Raw genomic sequence first — 23,746 nt, 5'->3', positions numbered from 1 at the left:
AAGCGGAGGCTGGGTGAGGGGGCGGCGCCGACTTGAAAAGGTAGAAGGACCACAGATGCTCGACATGGCACCATCGAAACAGGCGGCGACCTGGCTTTCCTCCCTCGCCCGGGCGCTCGAAGCGGGCGACGCCGAGGCCGCGACCAGCCTGTTTGTCGAGGACTGCTACTGGCGCGACCTGCTGACCTTCACCTGGAACATCAAGACCATGGAAGGGCGGGCAGCCATCCGCGATATGCTGGATGCCACGCGGGCGAGGACAAAGCCGACGGGGTGGCAGCTCAGTGGCGAAGCAAGCTCGGATGAAGGCATCGTCGAAGCCTGGTTCACCTTCGAGACATCATCGGCATGGGGCCAGGGCATCATGCGCCTGCAGGACGGCCGGTGCCGGACGCTGTTCACGGCGATGACCGACCTCAAGGGCTTTGAGGAGCGCAAGGGTCCGGCGCGGCCGCTTGGTGTCCGCCACAAGGCCGATCCCGACCGCGAGACCTGGGCAGAGGCGAGAGCGCGCGAGACGCGTGACCTCGGCGCCGGCCAGCAGCCCTACTGCCTGGTCATCGGCGGCGGCCAGGGCGGCATCATGCTGGGCGCGAGGCTCAGGCAACTCGGCGTGCCGGCGATCGTCATCGAGAAGAACGCTCAAGCCGGTGATTCCTGGCGCAACCGCTATCGCTCGCTCGTGCTGCACGACCCGGTCTGGTATGACCATCTGCCCTACATCCCGTTTCCCGAGAACTGGCCGGTGTTCACGCCCAAGGACAAGATGGGCGACTGGCTGGAAATGTACACGCGCGTCATGGAGCTCAATTACTGGACCTCCGCGAGATGCGTCAGCGCCAGCTATGACGAGGCCGAAGAAATCTGGACGGTCGAAGTCGATCGCGCCGGCGAGCACATCACGCTGAAGCCGAAGCACATCGTCTTTGCGACCGGCGCCTATGGCCCGCCGAGACGGATCGACCTGCCGGGCGCCGATGTTTTCGAGGGCGAGATCCTGCATTCCAGCCAATATTCCAGCGGCGAGAAATTCCGCGGCAGACGCGTCGCGGTCATCGGCGCGGCGAGTTCGGGCCATGACGTCAGCGTCGACCTCTGGGAGAGCGGCGCCGAGGTGACGATGATCCAGCGCTCGCCGACCACGGTGGTCAAGTCCGACACGCTGATGGAGGTCGGCTTCGAGATTTTTTCGGAAGATGCGCTGGCCCGCGGCATCACCACCGAGAAGGCCGACATGATCGTCGCCTCGACCCCATTCGCGCTGCTGCCGCAAAGCCAGCGCGCGCTCTACGACATCATCAAGGCGCGCGACGCTGCTTTCTATGATCGTCTGCGCGGCGCCGGCTTCGCCATCGATTTTGGCGACGACGAGACCGGACTGCTGATGAAGGCCTACCGCACCGGCTCGGGCTATTACATCGACGTCGGCGCTTCGGATCTAATCATCAACGGCGAGATCGGCGTCCGCAGCGGCGTCGGGATCAAGTCGCTGACGCCGACCGGGATCCTCTTCGACGACGGCACCGAACTGGCGGCCGATGCGATCATCTCCTGCACCGGCTATCAGTCGATGAACGAAACTGTGGCGGCGATCGTCTCGCGTGAGGTCGCCGACAAGGTCGGCCCGTGCTGGGGGATAGGCTCGGGCGTGAAAGGCGACCCGGGGCCATGGCAAGGCGAATTGCGCAACATGTGGAAGCCGACCGCGCAGGAAGCGCTATGGTTCCACGGCGGCAATCTGGCGCTGTCGCGTTTTTACTCGAAGTTCGTGGCGCTGCAGATCAAGGCGAGGATGGAAGGGGTTGCGACGCCGGTTTATGGAGCGCCTAGCAACTTCGGCTGCTAACCTATCCTTCGTCATCCTAGGGCGAAGCAAGGAGCGCAGCGACGCGGCGCAGACCCTGGGATCCATGCCGTTCCATCTATGACATGTGAAGCGGACCCAGAACCGGGCGCCTTGCCTCCGCAGGCATGCGTTCGGTTCCGTTGAACGTCTGAACCGCTGCATTCTTCGGCAACAGTTACGGCATGGATCCCAGGGTCTGCGCTCCGCTTCGCGTCGCTCCGCCCTAGGATGACGAACGCGTGGCGGCAAGCCCGGCTCTCACTCGTGTCGATGCCCGAAATGCCTGGCCACCACATCGACATGCGTCTCATGGGCATCCGCTTCGAAGCGCTCGGTATCGCTCAGATCGTCTACGGCCTCGTTCGGCCACCAGGTGCCGCCGACCACGATGCCGTCCGAGACCAGCCTCTGCTCGGCGACCAGCGACGCGCCGACGGCATCGACGAAGGTGAAACGCCCCGGGCGCAGCCGCAGCACCGCGATGTCGCCGACGGCACCAACCGTAAGTGCCCCAAGATCGGGCCTTGCGATCGCCTCGGCCGGCCGCTGTGTCGCAGCGCGCAGCACCTCGACCAGCGGCATGCCGAGCGCCAGCAGCTTCGACATGCAGACCAGGATGTCGAAAGCCGGCCCGTCGACGCAGTAGAGATGCACATCGCTGCTGATCACATCCGGCGCCAGCCCTTCCTTAAGCATCGCCTTGGCTACCTCGAAATCGAACGAGCCCATGCCGTGGCCGATGTCGAAAATGACGCCGCGCTCGCGCGCCAGCCGCATGTCCGGCCGCACCGCCCCCGATGCGAAGATCGGCGCGTTGGGAAACGGCCGGAAGCAGTGGGTGAGAATGTCGCCTTTGCGCAGCCGCGGCAGTACTTCCGAACGGCCGGGCGGCGGCTCGTCGATATGCGCCATCAGTGGCAAGCCGACCTGATCGGCGGCCTCCAGCGCGAGATCAACCGGCGCGATGCCGCTGGTGCCGCCGGCATGGCGCCCCGAGCGGACCTTGACGCCGACAACCACGTCTCGATGCTCGCGCACCGCCGCCACCGTCTCGCGCGGTTCGCAGAGCCTGAGATCACTGCACTCGCCGACCGAAACGGTCTGCGAGAAGCCGAAAATGCCGGCAAAGGAAATATTGACATAGGCCAGGATGCGAACTTTCGAGCGCTCGATGACGTGACGGCGAAAGCCGAGGAAATTACCGGCGCCGGCACTTCCGGCATCGATGAAGGTGGTGGTGCCGCTTTTGGCGGCGAGGCGGTCGGCATCGACGCCGAGCGAGGTGCCGCCCCAATAGACGTGGCTGTGCAGGTCGATGAGGCCGGGCGCGACGATGGAGCCGGTGGCATCGATGACGCGCGCGGCACGGTCGAAGGGGATGTCGGTATCGATCGCGGCGATACGGCCATCGGCAATGGCCAGGTCGCGTTGCGCGTCGAGGCCGGACGCCGGATCGATAAGGCGGCCGCCCTTCAGGAGGAGATCAAATTGCATCGGCGTCCGCCTCCGTTCCGTCTTCACACCGGTCTATAGGCGACAGCCTCGACCTCGATCTTGATGTCGATCATCAGGCGCGATTCGACGGTGGTACGCGCCGGTGGATCTTTTGGAAAATGCCTGGCGTAGACGGCGTTGAAGGCGCCGAAGTCGCGCGCGTCCTCTAGCCACACGGTCGTCTTGACGACGTCGTCCATGGTGCAGCCGGCCAGCGCCAGGGCTGCTTTAACGTTCGAAAGCACCTGCTCGGTCTGCTCGGCGATGCCGCCCTTGACCACCACACCGTCGCTGCCGACAGGCACCTGGCCCGAGACATAGACCATATCGCCAGCCCGGACCGCCGGCGACAGCGGCACATGGGATGTTCCAAAACACTGCTTGGGCAAGGAAAAGTCTCCTGTTCAAGGACATCAGCGAGCCCGCGGTTCGGGCTCTTCCGCTGCACCGGTTTGCCCGTTTCCCGCCAAAAGGTCTATGCCTGTCCGGGCGATCCTCATATAGGCCGTGTTGGAAAGCAACATTTTTTGGAATTCATGTTGCTTTATTACAAGAGCATCAGCATCCTGCATCGCAGGCGGTTGCGCTAAGAAATCCGGCGGACGAGGATTGGCGAGGGAAAAGCGAGGAGCCGCATGATCGATTTCGGTGGCCGCAGCGTGGTCGTGACAGGTGCCGCCGGCGGCGTTGGTAGCGCGCTGGTCGCTGTCCTGTCCGCCTGCGGGGCCAGGGTGGTCGCCTGCGATCGCGAGGGCACCGACCTGACCGGCGCGGGGATAGAAGAGGCGCATCACTTCGACCTGCTCGATGACGAGGCCGTGGCGGCATTTGCCAAGCGCATCGGCGAAAATGCTGCACCGGCGGCAGTCATCTCCAACGCCGGTTGGACGCGGGCGGAAACGCTCGCCGATGTCTCGACGGTGGCTCTCGATCACGAAATGGATCTGAATTTTCGCAGCGCCGCCCTGCTGTCGCAGGCACTGCTTCCCGTCATGCGCAACCAGCCGCAGGGCGCCGCCTTCGTGTTCATCTCCTCGGTCAACGCACAGGCCCATTTCGGCAATCCCGCCTATGCCGCCGCCAAGGCAGCACTCAACGCCTGGATGCGCGCCATCGCCACCGAGGAAGGCCGCAACGGCATCCGCGCCAACGCTGTCATTCCTGGCTCGATCCGGACCGGCGCCTGGGAACACCGCCTCGCCCACAAGCCGGAGATCCTCGCCGCCGTTGGCAAGCTCTATCCGCTGGGAAGGCTGGTCGAACCGGCCGAGGTGGCCCGCGCCGCGATATTCCTGGCGTCGCCCTTTGCCAGCGGCATCACCGGCACGACCTTGAATGTCGACGCCGGCCTGATGGCCGGCAATCTCCCGTTTCTCGACCAGATCGGCGGCTGATCGGATCAGTCGAGCCTTCACGACCGAAACATCGCAACACCCAAACATAGCAAGACAGGGGGAGCAAAAGTGACCTTCGACAAGAACCCGTTTCCGCCCGGTGACGCCGACCGCCATGCGCTCTGGGAGATGCTGGTGCGGCGCGACATCGACGCTTTCCTCGGCCAGGACTGGGCGATGGTCGAGGATGATTTCGTCGCTTTGAGCTTCTTCGGCATGCACGCTCATTTCCTCAGCGACGCAGACGCCTGGCGGTTGCAATTCCCGACGCTTCGCAGCTATCGCGACGAGTGGCTGCGCCAGGCCAGGGAAACCGCGGCGACGACATTTGCCGAACCGCTGCGCGAGGCGCTGTTTCGCATCACCAACATGCGCGATATCGACGTCGACGGCGACCGCGCCGTGCTGCACAAGAAATTCAACGGCTCGATCGCCAAACCCGACGGCAGCGCCGATAGGCTGAAATGGCAAACCCTGTATTTTTGCACCAAGGTCGAGGGAAGCTGGAAGATATCAGGCTTCGTCGGCTACATGCCGCATCCGCTCGGGAGTTAGCCACGATGCCTTCGTCATCTCAGGGCGAAGCGGAGCGCAGACCCTGGGAATGACGAAGCGATCGCTCGCTGGCACAAATTTGTGAGAATCGGTGGCGGGTACCGACCCCCGCGTCCATGGTAAGAAGCGATCCTAGCCCCTAGGGACGGAATCATGACCGGCTTCACACCCATCGTCTCGACCATTACAGCCGCGTTTCTCGCATCCTTCGTCGAGGTCGTCGAAGCCTTCACCATCGTGCTGGCTGTCGGCGTAACGCGCAGCTGGCGACCGGCGCTGATCGGCGCGGCACTGGCGCTGGCGCTGCTCGCCGTGCTGGTCCTGGCGTTCGGGCCGCTGTTGGCGCTCGTTCCGATCACCATCATGCAGTTCGTCGTTGGTGTGCTGCTGATCCTGTTCGGCATGCGCTGGCTGCGCAAGGCCATCCTGCGCAGCGCCGGTGTCATCGCCCTGCGTGACGAGGAGGCGGCCTTTTCCAGAGAAACCGCGGTGCTGCATCGGCAGGCCAATGATCGGCGGGCCGACTATCTGGCCGGGGTGGCGGCGTTCAAGGCGGTGCTGCTCGAAGGTGTCGAGGTGGTGTTCATCGTCATCGCGGTCGGCGCAGCACACGGCCAGACGCTCTATGCGAGCCTCGGCGCCCTGGCAGCGTTCGTTTTGGTGATGCTCGTCGGCCTCGCTTTGCATCGGCCGCTGGCGCGCGTTCCTGAAAATGCGCTCAAATTCATCGTCGGATTGATGCTGACCAGCTTCGGCATCTTCTGGACCGGTGAAGGCATCGGCGCCGATTGGCCGGGCGACGATCTGGCCCTGCTCGCGATCTTCGCTATCGTCGCGCTGGCGTCCTTTGCCATCGTCCGCTGGCTGCGCAGCGCCTATCCCGCACCCATCGGAGGATTGGTCCGATGAACATCGTTCGTCTTGCCGTGAGGGAATTCATCGGCATGTTCGTCGACGACGGCAATCTGGCGCTGCTCGCTTTGCTGCTGATCGCGGCAATCACGGCAGCGGTAAAATTCCTGGCGCTGCCGCCGCTCGTTGGCGGCATCCTGCTGCTAATCGGCTGCCTCGCGATCCTGGTGCAGAGCGTGCGGCGCGCCGCGCGGAACCGGTAATCCGGGCAGCACTCACCGATCGATCCGCGTCGACAGGATGATCGAGGAGGACGTCCGTTCGACCCCGTCCATCGCGCCGATCTGATCGAGGAGTGTGTCGAGATCCTTGATCGACGGCGCGTCGACGATGACGATCATGTCGAAATTGCCGCTTACAGAATGCAGCGTCCGCACCGGCGGTAGCGCCTGCAGGCTGCGCACCACCTTGTCGGCAAGCTTGGGCGTGACGGTAAGCAGGACATGCGCCCGCACCAGTCCCTGTTCGTAATCAGGCGAAAGCCTGACCCCATAGCCGGAGATGATGCCGCGCTGCTCCAGCCGCTCGATCCGGCTCTGCACCGTCGTCCGCGACACGCCGAGCCGCCGCGCCAGCTCGGCCGTCGAGGCGCGCGCGTTCACCCGCAGCAGGGAAAGCAGGGCCTGTTCGGCGTTGCTAAGCACTTTCGACGAACCTCATCGGCATTTTGATTAACAAGAGGCTTCGTTTCGCACAATTCCACGCTTCCTTTCGACAGGCAAGCTGCGAATCTGTTCTTCGCAATTAACGTTCGGGTGAGGGAATCGGTCATGAAGAAAATCATCGTTGTCGGCGCGGGGAAGATCGGCTCGACCATTGCCGAGATGCTGGCGTCCACCGGCGATTATCACGTCACCCTCGTCGACCGCTCGGCCGCACAGCTCGGCGCAGCCGAACTGCCTGATACGGTCGAGACGCTGGAACTCGATATCGAAGCATCAGGCACGCTCGAAGCAGCCCTGGCCGGCAAGTTCGCGGTGCTCAGCGCCGCGCCCTTCCACTTGACCACGCGCATCGCCGAAGCGGCAGCCAGCGCCGGCGTCCACTATCTCGACCTGACCGAGGACGTCGTCAGCACCAGGCGGGTCAAGGAACTGGCGCGCTCCGCCAACAGCGCTTTCATCCCGCAATGCGGGCTGGCGCCGGGCTTTATCTCGATCGTCGCCAATGATCTCGCCAGCCGCTTCGACACGCTGGAAAGCGTGCGCATGCGGGTCGGCGCGCTGCCGCAATACCCGTCGAATGCACTGAACTACAATCTGACCTGGAGCACGGACGGCGTCATCAACGAATATTGCGAGCCTTGCGAGGCGATCGTCGAAGGCGAGCTGATCGAAGTGCCGCCGCTGGAGGAGCGCGAGGAATTCTCGCTCGACGGCGTCACCTACGAGGCGTTCAACACCTCGGGCGGGCTCGGCACGCTGGCCGAAACGCTGAAAGGCAAGGTGCGCACGCTGAACTACCGCACCATCCGCTATCCCGGCCATGCCGCGATCATGAAGGCGCTGCTCAACGATCTCGGCCTGCGCCATCGTCGCGACGTGCTGAAGGACATTTTTGAAAGCGCCCTGCCGGCCACGCTGCAGGACGTGGTCATCGTCTTCGTCACCGTCAGCGGCCGCAAGAACGGCCGCCTGCTGCAGGAGACCTACGCCAACAAGATCTACGCCAAGCGTGTCGGCGACATGGTGCGCAGCGCCATCCAGATCACCACAGCGTCCGCCATCTGTGCGGTGCTCGACATGCTGGCCGACGGAACCTTGCCGGCGAAGGGTTTCATCAAACAGGAGGACATCGCGCTCGACGCCTTCCTCGCCAACCGCTTCGGCCACGCCTATGCGCAGCATGAGATGGTGAGCCGACTGGCGGGGTGACCCGTCTCAAATAGGCGAGGTTGGCGATCCTTCGCGCCCCCCTCTGCCCTACCGGGCATCTCCCCCACGAGGGGGGAGATTGGCAGCACGGGCGCCTCGCTCATCCCGCAACGTTGACGATTGGCGAAAGCCGGCGTGACGTCCGATCTCCCCCCTTGTGGGGGAGATGTCCGGCAGGACAGAGGGGGGCGCTGTCCCGCCGGCATCACCACTCCTTGCACTATTCCGAATCATATATGCAGCGCATGCCCCATCGCCTTCAACGCCGCTTCCTGAAAACCCTCGCCTTGTGTCGGATGGGCATGGATGGTGCCGGCGATGTCCTCCAGCCTTGCGCCCATTTCCAGCGCCAGGCCGAAGGCCGTCGACAGTTCCGACACGCCCTGGCCGACGGCCTGGATGCCGAGCACCAGATGATTGTCCGCGCGGGCAACGACCCGGACAAAGCCCTCCTCACCAAGCTTGGTCATGGCGCGGCCGTTGGCGGCAAACGGAAATAACCCGACCTTGATCTCGCCGCCGAGCCCCTTGGCCTCCTCAGGCGACAGGCCTGCGGTAATGAGCTCCGGATCGGTGAAGCAGACGGCGGGGATGCAGCGCTTGTCCCAGCTGCGCTTGTGACCGGCGACGATCTCGGCGACCATTTCGCCTTGCGCCATCGCCCGGTGCGCCAGCATCGGCTCGCCGGTGACGTCGCCAATAGCGAAGATACCGCGCATCGAGGTGCGGCACTGGTCGTCTATGCGGATGAATTTTCCCGCCATATCGAGGTCGATCTGGTCGAGTCCCCAGTCTTCGATCACTGGCTTGCGCCCGACGGTGACCAGGATTCTGTCGGCAGCGATCTTGGCATTCTTGCCGTCCTTCGTCTCGACCAGCAGCGCATCGCCCTTGGTCGACAGCCCCTTGGCCTTGGCGCCCACAAGCACCTCGATACCGAGCTCGGCGAGCCGCTTCACGACCGGCCGGGTTAGCTCTGCATCGTACTGCGCCAGTACGCGCGGCAAAGCCTCGACCACCGTCACCCTGGCGCCCATCTTGGCGAAGGCGATCCCAAGCTCCAGCCCGATATAGCCGCCACCGACGACGGCAAGCCTTTCCGGCACTTCGCTCAGCGCCAGCGCTTCGGTGGACGAGATCACCGGCCCACCAAACGGCAGCGACGGCAGTTCGACCGGCGCCGAGCCGGTCGCGATCACCACCGTCTCGGCGCGAACCACCTGCATCCCGGTCTCGGTCTGGACTTCGACGGTCTTGCCGTCCCGGAATTTCGCCCAGCCATGCACCGTCTTGACCCCGGCCTTCTTGAGCAGACCAGCAACGCCGCTATTCAGCCGGCTAACAATACCGTCCTTCCAGGCGGTGGTGGCTTCGAGATCAATGGAAGGTGTTGTGATCGAAATGCCGAGCGGGCTCTTGCCGCCGGCCATGTGGGAGATTTTCTCGAACTCCTCGGCCGCATGGATCAGCGCCTTGGACGGAATGCAGCCGACATTGAGACAAGTGCCGCCCGGTTTGCCGAACTCGACGATCACCGTGTCGATGCCGAGTTGGCCGGCGCGGATGGCGCAGACATAGCCACCGGGCCCGGCGCCGATGACGAGCAGCTTGCAGGAGATTTCCTTCATGTTGTGACCCTAACTCGTCGCCGCACTCGATCCGAAGAAACGTTCTGTAGCGATCCTTCACGCCCCCCTCTGTCCTGCCGGACATCTCCCCCACGAGGGGGGAGATTGGCAACTTCGGCGCTTCGCCCATTCCTGCTACGTTGGAGATTGGCGAAAGCGGTGGCGACGTCCAATCTCCCCCCTTGTGGGGGAGATGCCTGGCAAGGCAGAGGGGGGCGCTGTCCCGCCATCATCTCGATCGTTCCGCCCTAGTCCACGAAAATCAGCGCCGGGGTCTCCAGCAGCGTCTTGATCCGTTGAATGAACACCGCAGCATCCCAGCCGTCGATCACCCGGTGATCGAAGCTGGAGGACAGGTTCATCATCTTGCGCGGGATGAACTGGGTGCCGTCCCACACCGGCCGCATCATCATCTTGTTGACGCCGAGAATGGCCACTTCCGGGTGATTGATCACAGGCGTTGTCGCGACGCCGCCCATGGCCCCGAGCGAGGTGATGGTGATGGTTGATCCCGAGAGCTCGTCGCGCGTCGCCGTGCCTGATTTGGCCGCCTCGGCGAGCCTGACGACCTCGGCGGCGCAGTCCCAGATGTCGCGCGCCTCGGCGTGTTTGACCACCGGCACCACCAGCCCCGAAGGTGTCTGCGCGGCGATGCCTATATGGACCCCGCCATGCTGATGGATGATGCCGGCTTCGTCGTCGAACAGCGCGTTGAGGTTGGGCTGGTCGGCAATCGCCTTGACCATCGCCCGCATCAGGAACGGCAGCAGCGTCAGCTTCGGCCGTTCCGCGCCGCTACGCTTCTCCTTGTTGAGCGCGGCCCGCAAATCCTCGAGCGCGGTGACGTCGATCTCCTCGACATAGGTGATGTGCGGGATGCGCGACTTTGCCAGCGTCATCTTCTCGGCGATCTTGCGCCTGAGCCCGACGATTTTGATGTCCTCGATCGTCTCGTTGCGGGCGAGGCCGGAGACCTTCGCCACCTGCGGTCCGCGCGCCAGGAACGCATCGATGTCCTCGTGCTGGATGCGACCGGCCGGGCCGCTTCCCGCAACTTGCCGGAGATCTATGCCGGCCTCTTTCGCCCTCAGGCGAATGGCGGGCGACGCCAGCGGCTTTTCACCTTCGAGGCGTAGCGCGCCGGAGACGGAGGGCTGTGATCTGCTTTTCGGTACGACCGGAGACCGCTCTTGTTTCGCTTGTGCCTCGGCCACCTGGGGCGATGGCTTCGGCACCGCTGTGGCGGCCTCGGGCTTGGAGGCGGCTGCCTTTGTCGGCGCTTCGGCTTTGGCGATCTTTTCCGGCTTGCCGGTCTCCGGCTTTACATTACCGTCACCGGCCACTTTCAGGCGGACGATGGGCGAGCCGATCGCCACCGTGTCGCCGATCTCGGCGCCGAGCCAGAGGATCTCGCCGTCTACGGGCGACGGAATCTCGACCGTCGCCTTGTCGGTCATGACAGCGGCCAGCACCGCGTCCTCGCGCACGAGATCGCCGACCTTGACCTGCCATTCGACGAGCTCGGCCTCGGCGACGCCTTCGCCGACATCGGGCAGCTTGATCACATATTCGCCCATCGTCAGCCCCTCTTAAGCTTCCATCGTTTCAAGCAAGGCCCGGCCGAGCCGGGCGGGGCCGGGAAAATAGTCCCACTCCTGCGCGTGCGGATAGGGCGTATCCCAGCCGGCGACCCGCGCCACCGGCGCTTCCAGGTGATAAAAGCAGTTCTCCTGCACCAGCGCCGACAGCTCGGCGCCGAACCCCGATGTCAGCGTCGCCTCGTGTACGATCACGCAGCGGCCGGTCTTGCTGACCGAGGCAACGATCGTCTCGAGATCGAGCGGCAGCAATGTCCGGAGATCGATGATCTCGGCATCGATGCCGGTCTCCTCGGCCGCCGCCTGCGCGACATAGACCATGGTGCCATAGGCGAGCACGGTGACAGCAGCCCCCGGCCGCCGGATCACCGCCTTGCCGAGCGGGACCGTGTAGTGGCCGTCGGCGACCTCGCCGAGCTCATGTTTCGACCAGGGCGTCACCGGGCGGTCGTGATGGCCGTCGAAAGGTCCGTTGTAGAGCCGCTTCGGTTCCAGGAAGATCACCGGATCGGGATCCTCGATCGCCGCGATCAGCAAACCTTTGGCGTCATGCGGGTTGGACGGCACAACGACCTTCAGGCCGGAGACATGTGTGAACAGCGCCTCCGGGCTCTGACTGTGGGTCTGGCCGCCGAAAATACCGCCGCCGGTCGGCATCCTGACCACGATCGGGCAGGTGAAATCGCCGTTCGAGCGATAGCGCAGCCGCGCCGCCTCCGAGACGATCTGGTCGTAGGCCGGATAGACATAGTCGGCAAACTGCACCTCGACGCAGGGTTTTAGGCCGTAGGCGGCCATGCCGATGGCCGAGCCGACGATGCCGGCTTCGCTGATTGGCGCATCGAAGCAGCGGCTCTTGCCGTACTTCGCCTGCAGCCCTTGCGTGCAGCGGAAGACGCCGCCGAAAAAGCCGACATCCTCGCCATACACGATGACGCGTTCGTCGCGTGCCATCGACACGTCCATGGCATCGCGGATCGCCTCGATCATTGTCCGTCTTGGCATGGTCAGACCCCTGCCTGCTGGCGCTGGCGCCTGAGATGCGGCGGCATCTCGGCATAGACGCCTTCGAACATGTCGCGCGCCGATGGCTTGCCGCCGGCATGCAGCGTGCCGTGGCGCTCGGCCTCCCTTTGCGCCGCGATCACCGTTTCGAGGATCTCCGCCTCGGCCTGGGTGTGGCGTTCGTCCGACCAGACGCCGCGCTGAATGAGATGCTTCTTCAGCCTGACAATCGGATCGCCGAGCGGCCACGCGTCGGACTCGGCCTTGGGCCGGTAGGCAGACGGATCGTCGGAGCTCGAATGCGCGCCGACGCGGTAGGTGACATATTCGACCAGCGTCGGCCCGAGATTTTTCCGCGCGCGCTCGGCGGCCCATTTGGCCACCGCATGGACGGCGAGATAATCGTTGCCATCGACCCGCAGCGACGGAATGCCGAAGCCGAGACCGCGGGCGGCGAAAGTGCCGGAGCCGCCGCGGGCGATGCCCTGGAAGGTCGAGATCGCCCACTGGTTGTTGACGACGTTCAGCACGACCGGCGCCTTGTAGGTCGAGGCGAAGACCAGCGCCGAATGGAAATCGGACTCGGCCGTCGAACCGTCGCCGATCCAGGCGGCGGCGATCTTCGAATCATTGCTGATCGCCGAAGCCATCGCCCAGCCAACCGCCTGGATGTATTGCGTCGCCAGATTGCCGGAGATCGAGAAGAAGCCATGCTCCTTCGACGAATACATGATCGGCAACTGCCGCCCCTTCAGCGGATCGGCTTCGTTCGAATAGATCTGGTTCATCATCGTGACCATCGGATAGCCGTCGGCGATGAGCAGCCCGGCCTGCCGGTAAGTCGGAAAGTTCATGTCGCCCGGCGCCAGCGCCTTGCGGAAGGCGCAGCTCACCGCCTCTTCACCGAGATGCTGCATGTAAAAGGAGGTCTTGCCCTGGCGCTGCGCCATCTGCATGCGGGCGTCAAAGCTGCGCAGCGTCATCATGTGGCGCAGCCCTTCCAGCAATTCGTCGTCGGAAAGCAGCCCGGCCCATGGCCCGACGGCTTCGCCGGAGCGGTTGAGCACCCGGATGATCGAAAACGCCAGATCGCGGATGGTGCGCGGATCGACATCGATCTCGGGACGCGGCACCGAGCCGGCCTTGGGGATGGTCACGTCAGAGAAATCCGGCGTCCCTCCCGGCCGCACTTCCGGTTCCGGCACATGGAAACGCAACATTCCTGCATCGGCCATGACCACGATCCTCCAATGTTGCCCGGAGCGATATTTGCACACCGCCCGACCACTGCCAATTCGTTGGGCAAGTCTTCGGGCCAACGACCGCGCCAGCTAGCACTCGCCAAGATGAAGATATGTCGGCGAAATTTCTTGTCGATCTTCCGCGCCAGCGCGCAATTTGGCGAATGATTGCGCCGGGTTCCCGCCAGATAAGCAATTCGCGGATCAGAACGTTGCGATTCAGATCAGGGCGCCGGGCGGGGCACGCGAGCGAGCACTGGATCGCCGCACTCCTCGGCTGATGTTACGCGTTGCAGGCTAACTTGGCCCACGACCAAACCCGCTGGCTGCCCTGCGCCTAAGTCAGGCAGCACCGGCAGTTTTGCCCCCAATCTCGTTTCACCCCGCGCCCGCATCATGCTAACCATCCCCCATGGCACAGAAGAAAGGTTACGAGGTCGATTCGTGGTTGGCGCGGCCGGATCCGCGCATCTCGATCGTCCTGCTTTACGGGCCCGACCGCGGGCTCGTCGCCGAGCGGGCTAAGGCCTTTGCCGGCAAAACCGGCCTGCCCCTCGACGATCCGTTCTCGGTGGTCAGGCTGGATGGTTCGGAAGTCGATCGCGACGAGGGCCGCCTGCTCGACGAGGCGCGAACCGTGCCGATGTTTTCAGACCGGCGCCTGCTCTGGGTGCGCAATGCCTCCGGCCAGAAGGCGCTTGCCGACGACGTCAAGGCGCTGACTGCTGAGCCCGCGCAGGATGCGATCATACTCATTGAAGCCGGCGACTTGAAGAAAGGCGTCGGCCTGCGCGCCATCGTCGAGGCGGCCGACATTGCCATGGCGCTGCCGTGCTACGCCGACGAGGCCCGCGACATCGACACGGTCATCGACGACGAATTGCGCAAGGCCGGCATGTCGATGACGCTGGAGGCCAGGCAGGCACTGCGCCGCAACCTCGGTGGCGACCGGCTGGCCTCGCGCGGCGAGATCGAGAAGCTGGTGCTTTACGCCCATGGCCAGACCGAGATCGGCCTCGACGACGTCAAGGCGACTTCGGGCGACGTTTCCGGTCTCTCCTTCGACGATGCCGTCGATGCCTTGCTAGAAGGCAAGGTCGGCGACTTCGACATGGCCTTTACCCGCCACTGCCAGTCCGGTGGCCAGGCCTTTCTGGTGCTTTCGTCGGCGATGCGGCAGCTGCAGGCGATCCAGGCGATGCGCGGGCAGATGGACACCGGCGGCCGAAATGCCGCTTCGGTCGTTGCCGCGGCGCGCCCGCCAGTTTTCTTCACGCGGCGCAAACTGGTGGAGAAAGCCCTCGAACGCTGGAACAGCGAGGCGCTGGGCCGCGCTTTGACCCGATTGCAGACGGCTGTCCTGCAAACCCGCCGCCGGCCGGATTTATCGGTCGCGCTGGCCCGGCAGGCGCTGCTCGGCATCGCGGTGGAGAGTGCGAGGCTGGCGCAGAGGTAGAAGAGCTTGATCTCCCCCCTTGTGGGGGAGATGTCCGGTAGGACAGAGGGGGGCGCTGTCCCGCCGACCTGTCCACCGGTTCCTTTTTGTCAAACTCTCAGATGATGCTTGGGTTCTGTTCGGCTAGAAACCGCAGAAGTTGGAGTTCCTTCGCGCCCCCCTCTGCCCTGCCGGGCATCTCCCCCACAAGGAGGGAGATTGGCAGCTTCAGCCTCGGCGCACTTCCTTCCACGCTGCTGATTGGCGAAACGTCGGATACAGCGCCCCTCTCCCGTCACTATACGGGAGAGGATGCCGGCAGGCAGGTGAAAGGCGGTGCCAAACGGCAGGAAAAGATCGCGAAGACCCCAGGAGTTGAAAGCTTGCCTGGCCGAAAGACCAACAGATTCCCGAAGTAATTTGCCGGCTAACTACCGCTCCTGCTTCAGCCTTCGGCACAACTCATCCAGCTGATCCAGTGTCCGGTAGGCGACGCGCAGCACGCCGCCGCGCTCCTTGTGCTCGACCGTGACGATCATACCGATCGTGTCGGTCATCAGTTTTTCCAGCGCCAGCGTGTCGGCATCCTTTTGCGCCGGCTCCGCAGCCTGTCGCTTTACGGTTGGAGCACCCGCCGGCATCTGCGCCAGCGCCTCGGCCTGGCGCACCGAAAGGCCCTCCTCGACGATCCGCTTGGCCAGGCCAGCCGGATCCTCTGCCGTCACCAATGTGCGGGCGTGGCCGGCCGACAGCGCACCATCGACCAGCATGTCGCGTATCACGTCCGGCAGCTTCAGCAGCCGCAGCGTGTTGGCGACATGGCTGCGGCTCTTGCCGATCACCTGGCCGAGATCGGCCTGGGTGTAGCCGTGATCGTCGATCAGCTGCTGGTAACCGAGTGCCTCCTCGACCGGATTGAGGTCGGTGCGCTGGACGTTTTCGATGATCGCCAGCTCAAGTGCGGTGCGATCGTTGACGTCGCGCACGATGATCGGGATCTCGCTCAGCCCGGCGCGCTGCGCCGCCCGCCAGCGCCGCTCGCCGGCGATGATCTCATAGCGGCCAGCTTGCGTCGGCGACGGCCGCGCCACCACCGGCTGCACCACGCCATGTTCGCGGATCGACTGGGCAAGATCGGTCAGGTCGGCATCGCCGAAATGCCGGCGCGGATTTTTAGGGTTCGGGCTCAGGAACTCGATCGGCACCTTGCCGTCGGCATTCATGCCCTGCTTTTCCACCGCTGCCGGACGGTCGATTTCGCCGATCAGCGCGGCCAGTCCCCGCCCCAGTCTTTTTCTTGAAAGGTCTTCGCTCATCGTCTGTCCAGATCGTTTCGATATCGAATCAGCTTCTGCAAGTCGTTACCTCTAGGCGGCGCGCAATTTGCGCTCGCGGCGGATCACCTCGGAAGCAAGCTGCAGATAGGCCTGACTGCCCGAGCATTTGAGGTCGTAGAGGATCGCCGGCTTGCCATAGGATGGCGCTTCGGAGACACGCACATTGCGCGGGATGACGGTTTCATAGACTTTGTCGCCCATATGCGCCCGCACATCCTGCACCACTTGGTTGGCGAGGTTGTTGCGACCGTCGTACATGGTCAGCACGATGCCCTGGATGATCAGATCGGGATTGATCGAGCGGCGCACCTGCTCGACCGTCTCCAGCAGCTGACTGAGGCCTTCAAGCGCGAAGAATTCACACTGCAGCGGAACAAGAACAGAATCGGCCGCCGCCATTGAATTCAAAGTCAAAAGATTGAGCGACGGCGGGCAGTCTATCAGCACATAGCCGAAAGGCGCACCGCGCTCGCTCGCGGCACGTAGCGCATTGCGCAGCTTGAGCACCCGGTCGGGTGCGGAAGCGATCTCCATTTCGATGCCGAGCAAATCGAGCGTCGAGGGCACGATCGACAAGCCCGGCACCGCAGTCGGGATCGCCGCCGCCTCCAGATCCAGCTCGCCGGTCAGCACGTCATAGGACGAGACGGTACGGTCCTTGCGGTCGATGCCAAGGCCTGTCGAGGCATTGCCTTGCGGATCGAGGTCGACGATCAGCACCTTTTCGCCGATCGCCGCCAGCGCCGTGGCCAGATTGATGGCCGTCGTCGTCTTGCCGACGCCGCCCTTCTGGTTGGCTACGGTAATGATTCGGGGGCCATTCTTCATCATGGGTCTATGCCAGAAATTCATTCCGAGGTCGCCGATCTAAGTCAGTTGGCGCAAATCAGACAGTTCGAGGATGACACCATGAGCGTCGGTCGCGCTGGCATGTTCTACCAGATCGAATGACCATCGTTGAGCGCTTTCTGCCACTTCGGCGCGGTAATCCCGGCCTTTGTGGAACAGGCCGCACGCGCCCGCCGTCAGCCACGGCGCCGACAGGTCGAGCAGGGTCGAAAGTGATGCAAGCGCCCTGGCGGTGACGATTTGAGGTGTCGAAACAAGCGGATAGGCATCGTCGATGCGCCGCGCGATGACTCTCGCCGGCAGATTGAACTGCCCGACGACCGCTTGCAGGAACGATGCTTTTTTCCGGTTGCTTTCAACCAGATCGATGCTGGCGCCATCACGCTCGGCAAGCAGAAAGGCAAGAACAAGACCAGGAAAACCGCCGCCCGAGCCGAGATCGACCCAGCGCTTCGCCTCCGGTTTAATTCGCGCAAGCTGCGCGCTGTCGAGGATGTGGCGGCGCCAGACATCGTCCTGCGTCGATTGCGCCGCGAGGTTTATCCGGCGGTTCCATTTCTGAAAGACGGTCTCGAACTCGACCAGGCGTTCGAATGTTTCACGTGAAACCGGACCGGCAGCTTCTTGCAGACTCGCCCAGGAGGCAGCGCTCACGCAACATTCCTTCGCGCAGCAGCTTCGGCGTTGCGGACATGCGCGACAATGATCGCCAGCGCCGCCGGGGTCATGCCTTCCATGCGCTGTGCATCGGCGATGGAACGCGGCTGGCGTGCCAGCATCTTCTGCTTCAGCTCGTTGGACAGGCCCGGAACCGTGGCAAAATCGAGCGAATCCGGAATCAGCCGGCTTTCCTCATGCCTGATCTGCGTAACGTCTGCTTGCTGGCGGTCGAGATAGACAGAATATTTCGCCTCCGTTTCGAGGCGTTCGGCCGTTTTGGCGTCGATTGCCGCAAACTCCGGTGCTACCCGGGCCAACCAGGCCACATCCACACCGGGATAGGCCAGCAACTCATAGGCGGAGCGGCGCACACCGTCTCTGTTGATCTCCAACCCATGGCCCGCCGCCTCGTTGGGAGTCATGGTCGTGCCAAGCGCAAGCTTGCGCGCCTTTTCAAGGTCCTGCACGACGTCGTTGAACCGTTGCGCCCGCTGCTGTGAAGCGATGCCGAGCTTCATGGCCAGCGGCGTCAGCCGTTCATCGGCATTGTCGGCCCGCAGCGACAGCCGGAACTCGGCCCGAGAAGTGAACATGCGGTAGGGTTCGGCGATGCCGCGGCTGGTCAAATCGTCGACCATCACCCCGATATAGGCCTCGGTGCGGCTGAGCACGATCTGATCGCTTACCGATGCCTGCCGCGCGGCGTTGAGGCCGGCGAGCAGTCCCTGCGCGCCGGCCTCTTCGTAGCCGGTGGTGCCGTTGATCTGTCCGGCCAGGAAAAGACCAGCGATTCGCTTGGTTTCCAGCGTCGGCTTGAGCTCGCGCGGATCTACGTGGTCATATTCGATGGCATAGCCAGGCTGCAGCATGGTGGCGCGATCTAGGCCCGGGATGGTCTTCAGGATATCGAGCTGCACGTCCTCCGGCAGCGAGGTCGAAATGCCGTTCGGATAAACGGTATCGTCGTCCAGCCCTTCCGGCTCCAAAAAGATCTGGTGGCCTTCGCGGTCGCCAAATTTGACGATCTTGTCCTCGATGGACGGGCAGTAACGCGGCCCCACCCCTTCGATCGAGCCGGAATACATGGCGGAGCGGCTCAGATTGGCGCGGATCAGCTCATGCGTCGCCGGCGTCGTGCGCGTGATGCCGCAATGGATCTGCGGGTTGGCGATGCGGTCGGTCATCAATGAGAACGGCACCGGCTCGTCATCCGCAGCCTGGCTCTCAAGCGACGCCCAACCGATCGTCCGCCCATCCAGCCGCGGCGGCGTGCCGGTCTTGAGCCGTCCCAGCTTGAAGCCGGCGCGGCTCATCGTCGCCGACAGGCCGAGGCTGGCCTGCTCGTTCATGCGGCCGGCGACGATCTTCTTCTCGCCGATATGGATCAGCCCGCGCAGGAAAGTGCCGGTGGTCAGCACCACGGCGCCGCAGGCAAGCCGGCGCCCATCCGCCAGCAGCACGGCGGCGATGCGCCCGTTGTCGACTTCGAAATCCAGGACCTCGCCCTCGACCACATCGAGGCCGGCCTGCTCGCCAATCGCCGCCTGCATGGCGAGCCGGTACAGCTTCCGATCCGCTTGCGTGCGCGGCCCACGCACTGCCGGTCCCTTGCGGCGGTTGAGCAAACGAAACTGGATACCGGCCGCATCGGCGACGCGCGCCATCAGCCCGTCCATCGCATCGATCTCACGAACCAGATGGCCCTTGCCGAGCCCGCCGATCGCCGGATTGCACGACATGACACCGATCGTCTCGAAGCGCAGCGTCACCAGCGCCGTCTTGGCTCCGGCGCGCGCAGCAGCGCTGGCCGCCTCGCAACCAGCATGGCCGCCGCCAACTACAACCACATCATAGTGATCGCTCATTTACAGAATCCCGAATTCAAGTCGACCGACACATGTCGCCGAGAGCCTGCGCTGTCAAGCACGGCTCGAGGAATCGTTTCACGTGAAACAGTGCAACTGATGCATTGGGCACCGTTGCTTGACGAGCGGCGACCAAAGTTCATCGCGGATTATCGCAAAGCGTCGAGAGTCATCCCTTCCCTTCGTCATCCTAGGGCGGAGCAGGAGCGAAGCGACGTCGCGAAGACCCTAGGATCCATGCCGTACCCTACGGCAGTGCTCCGTCAGGCTAGAACAGAGCGGCCGGCGCCGGCGTTACGAACGCAAGCACCATTCCAAGCCGCCGCATGCTTCGGCTGGCATTACGGCATGGATCCTAGGGTCTATGCTCCCGCTTCGCGTTCGCTCCGCCTTAGGATGACGAAGCGATGGGGGCCTACGCTAATCACAGACGTGAGAAACTGGCGGACGAGGCCGGGTCTCTTCCTGCCCGTCAACGCTCAGCGTTTCACGTGAATCACCAAGACGCCTGCCTCCTCAGCATTTTCACGCCTTCCCGCCCAATGTTTCACGTGAGTCATTTCCCGATACAGAACTGCGAGAAAATAACGTCCAGCATGTCCTCGACATCGACGGCGCCGACGATCCGGCCAAGCCGATCTGCTGCCAGCCGCAGTTCCTCGGCCCGCAGCTCCTGCCCGCGCTCATCCCCTCCCGTTGCCGCAAGCAGGAAGCGTTTCGTCTCGTTGAGGAGCTCGACGTGCCGCAGCCGCGACGGCAAGATATCGCCGGCCTGGCCGATCTGCGCCGCGGCACGATGCCCGATCTCCGCCAGCAGCTCCGCCAGCCCAGTACCGTCCCTGGTCGAAATTACCGCGTCGTAGTGGGTTGCAAGCGATTCATCTTGCATCAAATCGACCTTCGTCCCGATCCTTAACATCGGAACGTCGGTCGGTATTGCGCCGATCGGGGCCGGGTCCACCATATCCTCCAGCACGAGCAACAGATCGGCGGTTCCAGCCTTATTCCTCGCCCTTTCGATGCCAATGGCCTCGATCCTGCCGGGCGTCTCGCGCAAGCCGGCAGTGTCAGTTACTCTGACGCGCATTCCTTCCAGATCCAGCACCACCTCGAGCAGATCGCGGGTCGTACCCGGCTCCTCCGTGACGATCGCTGCGTCGCGCCGGGCCAGCGCGTTGAACAGGCTTGACTTGCCGGCATTCGGGGCGCCGAGGATGACGACCTCGAACCCGTCTCGGATGATTTCGGCGGCACGGAACCCTTGAGTATGACGCTCGATCTGGTCGATCATCGCCCGGACGTCCGACCACACCGTCTCTCCAACGGAACCCGGCACATCGTCTTCGTCGGCAAAATCGATCTCGGCCTCGATCATCGCCCGAGCATGGATGAGCCGACGGCGCCAGCCGAGATAGAGCTCGCTCTGCACGCCTTCAGCGTTCAGCACGGCAAAGCGTCGCTGCGCCTCCGTCTCGGCGTTGACGAGATCGGCTAGCGCCTCGGTCTCGACCAGATCCACCTTGCCGTTAAGGAAGGCGCGGCGGGTGAATTCACCCGGCTCGGCATGCCTGACGTCGTCGAAGCCGGCGATCGTCTCAAGCATCTTCGCCACGACGGCCCGGCCGCCATGGACATGGAATTCCGCGATATCCTCACCGGTAAAGCTGCTAGGCCCGGCAAAGAAGACGACTAGGCCGCTGTCGAGCACCGATCCGTCCGGCGCCCTGAACTTGCGATAGGCCGCAACGCGGTCCTTAACCATCGAACCTGCGATCGTTTCGACCACGAATCGACTTTGCGGGCCGGAGATCCGGATCACGGCAACGCCGGCGGGCAGGCGGCCGCTCGACAGGGCAACGATGGAATCACCTGAAATCATTTGCCGACCCAGCACAACCGCCCTAGCTTCGCTTATTCATCGACAATTCGCCGAGTGCCCGACCGTGACATTACCCGCGCAAAATCTGCCCGCGCAAAATCTACTTGCCGAAGAGGCCAGCCCCTATCTGCAGCAGCATAGCGGCAACCCGGTGCATTGGCGGGCATGGTCGCCGGCGTCGCTCGCCGAAGCAAAGGCGCTGGAGCGGCCAATCCTGCTCTCGGTCGGCTACGCTGCCTGCCACTGGTGCCATGTCATGGCCCACGAAAGCTTCGAGAACGACGACGTCGCCGCCGTCATGAACCGTCTCTTCGTCAATATCAAGGTCGATCGCGAGGAGCGGCCTGATATCGACCAGATCTATATGGCCGCACTGTCCTCGATGGGCGAGCAGGGCGGATGGCCGCTGACCATGTTCCTGACGCCGGACGGAAAGCCTTTCTGGGGCGGCACCTATTTTCCGCGTGAGACACGCTACGGCCGGCCGGGCTTCGTCCAGGTGCTGGAGGCAGTCGACAAGGCGTGGCGTGAGAAGAAAGAAAGCGTTAACCAAAGCGCCGACGGACTGACCACGCATGTCGAGGCGCGGCTGGCGGGTACGCATGCCAAGGCAGTGCTAGACCGCGACACGCTCGCGAACCTTGCCCGAGGCATCTACGGCATGATCGACAGGGGTCTCGGCGGCCTGCGCGGCGCGCCCAAATTCCCCAACGCGCCTTTCATGCAGACGCTTTGGCTGTCGTGGCTGCGCGACGGCACAACGTCTCACCGCGACGCCGTGCTGCTCAGCCTCGAAAAGATGCTGGCGGGCGGGATCTACGACCATATCGGCGGCGGATTGAGCCGCTACTCGACCGATGCCGAATGGCTGGTGCCGCATTTCGAAAAGATGCTCTATGACAATGCGCAGCTCATCCGGCTATGCAATTGGGCCTATGCGGCATCGGGCAATGAATTGTTCCGGATACGAATCGAAGAGACGGTCGACTGGCTCCTGCGCGAGATGCGCGTCGACGGCAGCGCTTTCGCCGCCAGCCTCGACGCCGACAGCGAAGGCGAGGAGGGGTTGTTCTACACCTGGAGCAAGGATGAGATAGAAACCGCTCTCGGTGATGACTCGCCCTTGTTTTTCAAATACTTCACGCTTTCCAGCCCGCATGGCTGGGAGGGCAAGCCAATCATCCACCAGACGCAACCCCAGCAAACGCAAAGCGTGGCCGATCGCGATCGGCTCACTCCGTTGAAAGAGAAACTGTTGGCAGCCAGGGAGCAGCGCGTCAGACCCGGGCGGGACGGAAAAATCCTGACCGACTGGAACGGCTTGGTCATCGCGGCTCTCGCCGAAGCCGGGCGCGCGCTGAAACGGATCGACTGGATCGAGGCGGCAGAACAGGCTTTCGCCGCCATTGCCAGCGCTGCTCGAGACGGCCGTTTGCCGCATTCGATGCTCGGCGCAAAGAAGCTGTTCCCTGCGCTGTCGAGCGATTACGCCGCCATGGCCAACGCCGCGATCTCATTGTTCGAGGCTACCGGCACATCGAGCTATGCCGAGCTGGCCGGCCAATTCATCGCGCAGCTCGACCAATGGCATCGCGACGATGACGACACCGGCTACTATCTGACCGCTTCGGACAGCGCCGACGTGCCGATCCGTATCAGGGGCGATGTCGACGAAGCAATTCCGTCGGCCACCGGCCAGATCATCGAGGCCATGGTTCGATTGTCATCGCTTTCAGGCGATCTCGAATCGCAGGAAAAGACCTGGAAGATTGCCGAACACGCTGCAGGCCGCGCGGCGCATCAGGCCTATGGCCAAGCCGGCGTCGTCAACGCCTGTGCCCTTGCAATCGAGCCGTTGAAACTGGTGCTGGTGGATGACCCGGAGAATCCCGGGCTCGTTCCGGTTGCGAATCGAAATCCCGACCCGCGCCGGATCGACACTATCGTGCCGGTCGGCGCGGCTGGGAACCTGCCGGTGCTGCCAGGCGGCGTCCTGCCGCCAACGACCGAAGCGGGCGCGTGGCTGTGCACGGGGCAGGTCTGCCTGCCGGTGGTGACGAGCGCTGAGGAACTCGAGCGCCTGTTACATCGTCAGTAGGCGCAAAGGTGCTCAGAACCGGGAACGCTGGAGGGACGGCGCCCCCCTCTGTCCTGCCGGACATCTCCCCCACTTT

20 protein-coding genes are annotated in these 23,746 nt (G+C 63.7%); 8 read left to right on the top strand and 12 right to left on the bottom strand.

Translation table 11 applies throughout. The features are described from left to right. Positions 1 to 55: 55 nt before the first annotated feature. Complete coding sequence (locus NKH73_RS23135; RefSeq protein WP_352936599.1) at positions 56 to 1,846, top strand: NAD(P)-binding domain-containing protein; 1,791 nt, start codon at positions 56 to 58, stop codon at positions 1,844 to 1,846. Positions 1,847 to 2,104: 258 nt separating this feature from the next. Here the strand turns inward: NKH73_RS23135 and NKH73_RS23130 are convergent, their stop codons facing one another. Together NKH73_RS23130 and NKH73_RS23125 are read right to left on the bottom strand one after the other, a co-directional pair. Continuing rightward, positions 2,105 to 3,340, bottom strand: a complete 1,236-nt coding sequence (locus NKH73_RS23130) for an amidohydrolase/deacetylase family metallohydrolase (protein ID WP_352936597.1) — start codon at positions 3,338 to 3,340, stop codon at positions 2,105 to 2,107. Between the two features lie 23 nt (positions 3,341 to 3,363). Continuing rightward, positions 3,364 to 3,729, bottom strand: a complete 366-nt coding sequence (locus NKH73_RS23125) for a RidA family protein (protein WP_352936595.1) — start codon at positions 3,727 to 3,729, stop codon at positions 3,364 to 3,366. A 246-nt stretch (positions 3,730 to 3,975) separates the two neighbouring features. On the opposite strand from NKH73_RS23125, the gene NKH73_RS23120 reads away from it, so the two are divergent. The 4 genes from NKH73_RS23120 (at position 3,976) to NKH73_RS23105 (ending at position 6,404) form a co-directional block, all read left to right on the top strand. Next, positions 3,976 to 4,734 (top strand): SDR family NAD(P)-dependent oxidoreductase, encoded by a 759-nt coding sequence (locus NKH73_RS23120; protein WP_352936593.1) that lies wholly within the window; start codon positions 3,976 to 3,978, stop codon positions 4,732 to 4,734. A gap of 69 nt (positions 4,735 to 4,803) precedes the next feature. After that, positions 4,804 to 5,289, top strand: coding sequence for a hypothetical protein (locus NKH73_RS23115; protein WP_352936591.1), 486 nt, complete (start codon positions 4,804 to 4,806; stop codon positions 5,287 to 5,289). Positions 5,290 to 5,442: 153 nt separating this feature from the next. Continuing rightward, complete coding sequence (locus NKH73_RS23110; RefSeq protein WP_352936589.1) at positions 5,443 to 6,198, top strand: COG4280 domain-containing protein; 756 nt, start codon at positions 5,443 to 5,445, stop codon at positions 6,196 to 6,198. Continuing rightward, a complete protein-coding gene (locus NKH73_RS23105) occupies positions 6,195 to 6,404 on the top strand; it encodes a hypothetical protein (RefSeq protein WP_352936587.1) in 210 nt (69 codons plus the stop codon). The genes NKH73_RS23110 and NKH73_RS23105 overlap by 4 nt, the downstream gene beginning before the upstream one ends. A gap of 12 nt (positions 6,405 to 6,416) precedes the next feature. Here NKH73_RS23105 and NKH73_RS23100 read toward each other — a convergent pair whose 3' ends face one another. Next, positions 6,417 to 6,845: an Lrp/AsnC family transcriptional regulator gene (locus NKH73_RS23100; protein WP_352936585.1), complete on the bottom strand. Its 429-nt coding sequence runs from the start codon at positions 6,843 to 6,845 to the stop codon at positions 6,417 to 6,419. Between the two features lie 126 nt (positions 6,846 to 6,971). Here NKH73_RS23100 and NKH73_RS23095 point away from each other — a divergent pair, with 126 nt between their 5' ends. Next, complete coding sequence (locus NKH73_RS23095) at positions 6,972 to 8,075, top strand: saccharopine dehydrogenase family protein (RefSeq protein ID WP_352936583.1); 1,104 nt, start codon at positions 6,972 to 6,974, stop codon at positions 8,073 to 8,075. 230 nt (positions 8,076 to 8,305) lie between these two features. Here NKH73_RS23095 and lpdA read toward each other — a convergent pair whose 3' ends face one another. The 4 genes from lpdA to NKH73_RS23075 form a co-directional block, all read right to left on the bottom strand. Next, the gene (gene lpdA / locus NKH73_RS23090; protein WP_352936581.1) at positions 8,306 to 9,703 is read right to left on the bottom strand and encodes a dihydrolipoyl dehydrogenase; all 1,398 of its coding nucleotides are present in this window, start codon (positions 9,701 to 9,703) and stop codon (positions 8,306 to 8,308) included. Positions 9,704 to 9,951: 248 nt separating this feature from the next. Beyond that, positions 9,952 to 11,280, bottom strand: coding sequence for a dihydrolipoamide acetyltransferase family protein (locus tag NKH73_RS23085; protein WP_352936579.1), 1,329 nt, complete (start codon positions 11,278 to 11,280; stop codon positions 9,952 to 9,954). A gap of 12 nt (positions 11,281 to 11,292) precedes the next feature. Beyond that, positions 11,293 to 12,306: an alpha-ketoacid dehydrogenase subunit beta gene (locus NKH73_RS23080; protein WP_352936577.1), complete on the bottom strand. Its 1,014-nt coding sequence runs from the start codon at positions 12,304 to 12,306 to the stop codon at positions 11,293 to 11,295. A gap of 2 nt (positions 12,307 to 12,308) precedes the next feature. Beyond that, the gene (locus tag NKH73_RS23075) at positions 12,309 to 13,541 is read right to left on the bottom strand and encodes a 3-methyl-2-oxobutanoate dehydrogenase (2-methylpropanoyl-transferring) subunit alpha (RefSeq protein WP_352936575.1); all 1,233 of its coding nucleotides are present in this window, start codon (positions 13,539 to 13,541) and stop codon (positions 12,309 to 12,311) included. Between the two features lie 418 nt (positions 13,542 to 13,959). Between NKH73_RS23075 and holA the strand changes: the two genes are divergently transcribed. Then, a complete protein-coding gene (gene holA / locus NKH73_RS23070) occupies positions 13,960 to 15,003 on the top strand; it encodes a DNA polymerase III subunit delta (RefSeq protein WP_352936573.1) in 1,044 nt (347 codons plus the stop codon). A gap of 410 nt (positions 15,004 to 15,413) precedes the next feature. Here the strand turns inward: holA and NKH73_RS23065 are convergent, their stop codons facing one another. The 5 genes from NKH73_RS23065 to mnmE form a co-directional block, all read right to left on the bottom strand. Beyond that, complete coding sequence (locus NKH73_RS23065; protein ID WP_352936571.1) at positions 15,414 to 16,298, bottom strand: ParB/RepB/Spo0J family partition protein; 885 nt, start codon at positions 16,296 to 16,298, stop codon at positions 15,414 to 15,416. Positions 16,299 to 16,349: 51 nt separating this feature from the next. Next, entirely contained in the window at positions 16,350 to 17,150 is an 801-nt protein-coding gene (locus tag NKH73_RS23060) for a ParA family protein (RefSeq protein ID WP_095484788.1), read from the bottom strand. 36 nt (positions 17,151 to 17,186) lie between these two features. Beyond that, a complete protein-coding gene (gene rsmG, locus NKH73_RS23055; protein ID WP_352936568.1) occupies positions 17,187 to 17,822 on the bottom strand; it encodes a 16S rRNA (guanine(527)-N(7))-methyltransferase RsmG in 636 nt (211 codons plus the stop codon). Beyond that, a complete protein-coding gene (mnmG, locus tag NKH73_RS23050) occupies positions 17,819 to 19,693 on the bottom strand; it encodes a tRNA uridine-5-carboxymethylaminomethyl(34) synthesis enzyme MnmG (RefSeq protein ID WP_352936567.1) in 1,875 nt (624 codons plus the stop codon). Before mnmG ends, rsmG begins: the two co-directional genes overlap by 4 nt. Before the next feature lie 556 nt (positions 19,694 to 20,249). Next, entirely contained in the window at positions 20,250 to 21,572 is a 1,323-nt protein-coding gene (mnmE, locus tag NKH73_RS23045; protein WP_352936565.1) for a tRNA uridine-5-carboxymethylaminomethyl(34) synthesis GTPase MnmE, read from the bottom strand. A gap of 64 nt (positions 21,573 to 21,636) precedes the next feature. Between mnmE and NKH73_RS23040 the strand changes: the two genes are divergently transcribed. Next, positions 21,637 to 23,670, top strand: a complete 2,034-nt coding sequence (locus NKH73_RS23040; protein WP_352936563.1) for a thioredoxin domain-containing protein — start codon at positions 21,637 to 21,639, stop codon at positions 23,668 to 23,670. The last annotated feature ends 76 nt before the right edge of the window (positions 23,671 to 23,746 follow it).

Origin of the sequence: Mesorhizobium sp. M0938 (assembly GCF_040319125.1) — a bacterium.
Taxonomy (GTDB): domain Bacteria; phylum Pseudomonadota; class Alphaproteobacteria; order Rhizobiales; family Rhizobiaceae; genus Mesorhizobium; species Mesorhizobium robiniae.
This window is presented reverse-complemented; position numbering and strand designations above follow the sequence as displayed.